The following is a 3766-nucleotide window of genomic DNA, read 5'->3' on the forward strand; positions in this document are numbered from 1 at the left end:
GGCCGAACCCGACCCCGGCGTTCGACGCCTCGCTGAACAATGACTTCGACCACGACGCCAGATCCCCGCCATCGGGCAGGTGGTTCAGCGTCATCAGACCCAGCGTCTTGCGCCCGACAATGCGCGCGCCGTCAAGTTCGCCCCCGTTGAGCAGCATCTGGGCGAATCGGTTGTAGTCCGACGCCGTCGAAACCAGCCCCCCGCCGCCCGAAACCAGACGAGGCGGCCTGGACCAAGCGCTGTCGGCGCCGCGGTCGGTCAGCACCCGGCCCTTGCCCGGAAGCAGTGTGTAGCAATCGGTCAGCCGGCCAATCTTGTCGGCGGGGACTGTAAAAAACGTGTCATTCATTTGAAGCGGCGCAAAAATACGGGCCGCAAAGAAATCGTCCAGGGCCAGTCCCGATACCCGCTGAACCACCGCGCCAAGGACATCGGTCGACACCGAATAGTTCCAGCTTTCGCCGGGTGAGAACTCCAGCGGAATAGCGCCCAGAGCCGCGATAAACTCATCCAGCGTCAGGTTGCCGTGCCAATTTTCAATCTTACCTTCGCGGTAGGCGGCATCGACATTGCTGCGGTTCTGAAAGCCGTAGGTCAGTCCTGAAGTGTGCCGCAGCAGATCGATCATCAGCATCGGCCGGTTGAGCGGCCGGGTCAGAAAGCCGACTCCACCGCCACCGGCATTGTAAACGCCCAGGTTCTTGAACTCGGGCAGCACATGATGGACGGGCGTGTCGAGAGCCACTTTGCCATCTTCGACCAGCATCATGAACGCGATTGATGTGACCGGCTTGGTCATGCTGGCGATGCGGAACAGAGCATCGTCGCGCAGCGGCTCCCCGCTTTCGCGCGCCAGCCCTTGCGATGAAAAATGCGCGACGTGCCCGTCACGGGCGATCAGCAGCTGGGCATTGGCCAGCTTGCCGCTGTCAATGTAGCGGTCTTTCAAAAAGTGATCGATCCGCGCCAGGCGATCACCATCAAAACCTGCTGCCTTGCTGTTCAAACCCCTGCTCCTCCGCACCGATCGGTTGCACTTGCAAACCTGTATTGCCGCTGCACAGCGCCTGCACAAGCGACATTCCGGCCCGCGGTAAAATCGTTGCGGCTGTGTTTACCACGTCCGTTTGCCGCGCATTGTCCAGACATGGCAGGGCTTTCCCAAGGTCGTTCTGCAATAGGAAATCCAGCACGTTTGTTCCTGCATCAGGTTGGCGCCCATGGAAATCGAGGAAGTTGTCGAAGCCGTCCGCTCGATCCGCGCCAAATGCCGGATGAAATCAGGCATGGTCGCCGAAATCAGCGTGCGTGACCTTTCCATTGCCGGCTGCATGGTTGAAAAACAGGCGATCTCGTTCGAAGTGGACGGTCGCGTGCTGGTCCGGCTGCCAGGCCTGGAATACATGCCATCAAAGGTGCTGTGGGTTGAAAACGGGCTGGTCGGGATAGAGTTCGAGCGCGACCTGCACGACGCAGTCTTTGAAAACCTGATCCGGCAATTGCGCTGAAGCGCCTGCGCAAGCGGCCAAACCCCCCTTTACACGGGCTGTTCACCTCGGCATAGCCACGGGCATGATCCTTGCGCTTGGCCTTACCCTGCGACTTATCCGCCCTTGGGCGTAAGCTGGCGTGCGACTTGATCGGCACGCAGCGCCGCTCAAGGGATGAAGCGAACCGCACGCCTCCAGTCGCACCTGCCAGAGCCGAGACACCGACATGACCATGCTGAAGACCCCCGGGGACAAGTACCGCCCCTTCCCGCCCATAAACCTGCCCGATCGGCAGTGGCCCGGCCGCGTCATCACGCAGGCGCCGCGCTGGCTTTCTACTGATCTGCGCGACGGCAACCAGGCGCTGATCGATCCAATGGGGGCGGAGAAAAAAAGCCGCTTCTTCGACCTGCTGCTGAAAGTTGGCGTCAAGGAAATAGAGGTTGGCTTTCCCGCTTCGGGCGCGACCGATTTCGATTTCATTTCAGGCTTGGTGAAGGCGGACCGCATTCCAGAAGACGTTACTGTCCAGGTTTTGACGCAGTCGCGCCGCGATCTGATCGAAACAAGCTTTGCCAGCCTGGAAGGCGCGCATACCGCAATTGTTCACCTTTACAACGCGGTGTCGCCGGTGTGGCGCAAAGTCGTGTTCGGCATGGGCAAGGACGAAATCAAGGCAATCGCGATAGATGGCGCCAAGGTGCTGCGGGACCAGGCAGCAAAGTATATCGGCACCGACTGGCGCTTTGAATACAGCCCCGAAACCTTCTCCACCGCCGAGGTCGAATATTCGGTTGAGGTGTGCGCGGCGGTTATGGATGTGCTTCGTCCCACGCCAGACAAACCGATCATCTTCAATCTGCCCGCTACGGTCGAATGTGCAACGCCCAACATCTATGCCGATCAGATTGAGCTGTTCGGACGCTTGATTCCCAACCGCGACAGCGTTGTCATCAGCCTACACACCCACAATGATCGCGGCACGGGGATCGCAGCTTGCGAGCTGGGGCTGATGGCGGGCGCTGACCGGGTCGAAGGCTGCCTGTTCGGCAATGGGGAGCGCACCGGCAATTGCGATATCGTGACGGTCGCGCTCAACATGTACACGCAAGGAGTCCATCCTGGGCTTGATCTGTCGGATATCGACGGCATCGCCAAGACGGTTGAATACTGCAACCAGTTGCCGATCCACCCGCGCCACCCCTATGTCGGCGAATTGGTCTATACCTCGTTTTCGGGCAGCCACCAGGACGCTATCAAAAAGGGCTTTGCCGCGATGGAGGCAAAGAACGACCTGCTGTGGGAAATGCCCTATCTGCCAATCGACCCCGCTGATCTGGGGCGCAGTTACGAAGCTGTGATCCGGGTCAATTCACAGTCCGGCAAGGGCGGCTTCGCCTGGGTTCTTGAACAAGATCAGGGGCTGAAACTGCCCAAAAAGATGCAGGCGCATTTTTCCACCCGTGTTCAGGCCCTGGCCGATGAACTGGGCCGCGAACTTTTTGCTGACGATATCTGGGCTGTGTTTCAGCAGACTTACAAGCTCAACACGCCGCAGCATTTCCAGCTGGTCGATTACGAGGAATCGAAGGCCGCCGACGGGACCCGCCTGTTCGCCGGCAAGATCGAACTCGATGGCAAGGAACAGTCGGTATCGGGCCGCGGCAACGGGCTGATCAGTTCGGTCGTCGGCACGCTGAACGATGCGTTTGGAGTGTCGCTGGAGGTGAAGGACTACACCGAACACGCCATGACCGCCGGGTCTGACGCGCGCGCCGCCGCTTATGTCGAATGCGTGACCGCCGCAGGCAAGACGATCTGGGGTGTCGGCATCGATGAGGACGTCGCTACCGCCTCTGTCCGCGCCGTGCTCAGCGCCGCAAATGGGGCAAGCGAAGGCTGATCAGTCGATAGGCTTGCCGCTGCGCAGGACGCCGTTTTTGCCGTACCCGCTTGGCCGTGGCTCCGTCAGTAAAAGGTAACGCCGCCGCCGATCACAACCATGTTACCGCTATGGTTGCGCGGTTGCGCTGCTGCCGGCTCGTTATTCTCTTTTTTGGTGCCCCGGATGATGAAGGCGGCGGTATGCTGGTCCAGCCCTTCGGCCTTGCCGAGCCCGATCCCATTTTTGCCGCCGGCAACCAGCGCGACCTTAACGGACAAATCGAACAGCGAAGCTACCGGCATCAGCGCTCGTTCATCGCAACATATTCCTTGATCTTGGCCTTGCCCAGCTGGCTCATGTGAACCTCGTCCGGACCGTCGGCGATACGAAC

At 60.0% G+C, this 3766-nt stretch carries 4 protein-coding genes; 2 read left to right on the forward strand and 2 right to left on the reverse strand.

Annotated elements, in window-relative coordinates; genetic code table 11:
* Positions 1-1006 (reverse strand): serine hydrolase (locus Q0L62_RS12995; RefSeq protein WP_296680580.1); only part of this gene is annotated, 1006 nt, incomplete at its 3' end.
* A gap of 214 nt (positions 1007-1220) precedes the next feature.
* Here Q0L62_RS12995 and Q0L62_RS13000 point away from each other — a divergent pair.
* The gene (locus Q0L62_RS13000) at positions 1221-1508 is read left to right on the forward strand and encodes a PilZ domain-containing protein (protein ID WP_296680583.1); all 288 of its coding nucleotides are present in this window, start codon (positions 1221-1223) and stop codon (positions 1506-1508) included.
* Positions 1509-1716: 208 nt separating this feature from the next.
* The gene (gene leuA / locus Q0L62_RS13005) at positions 1717-3393 is read left to right on the forward strand and encodes a 2-isopropylmalate synthase (protein ID WP_296680585.1); all 1677 of its coding nucleotides are present in this window, start codon (positions 1717-1719) and stop codon (positions 3391-3393) included.
* 65 nt (positions 3394-3458) lie between these two features.
* Here leuA and Q0L62_RS13010 read toward each other — a convergent pair whose 3' ends face one another.
* The gene (locus tag Q0L62_RS13010) at positions 3459-3677 is read right to left on the reverse strand and encodes a hypothetical protein (RefSeq protein WP_296680588.1); all 219 of its coding nucleotides are present in this window, start codon (positions 3675-3677) and stop codon (positions 3459-3461) included.
* Positions 3678-3766: the final 89 nt, after the last annotated feature.

Source organism: Novosphingobium sp., from assembly GCF_024642085.1.
In the GTDB taxonomy this organism is placed as follows: domain Bacteria; phylum Pseudomonadota; class Alphaproteobacteria; order Sphingomonadales; family Sphingomonadaceae; genus Novosphingobium.

Bases quoted from the DNA above. Each gene is read 5' to 3' on its own strand.
- Q0L62_RS13000 (WP_296680583.1), top strand. From the start codon at position 1,221: ATGGAAATCGAGGAAGTTGTCGAAGCCGTCCGCTCGATCCGCGCCAAA.
- leuA (WP_296680585.1), top strand. From the start codon at position 1,717: ATGACCATGCTGAAGACCCCCGGGGACAAGTACCGCCCCTTCCCGCCC.
- Q0L62_RS13010 (WP_296680588.1), bottom strand. From the start codon at position 3,677: ATGCCGGTAGCTTCGCTGTTCGATTTGTCCGTTAAGGTCGCGCTGGTT.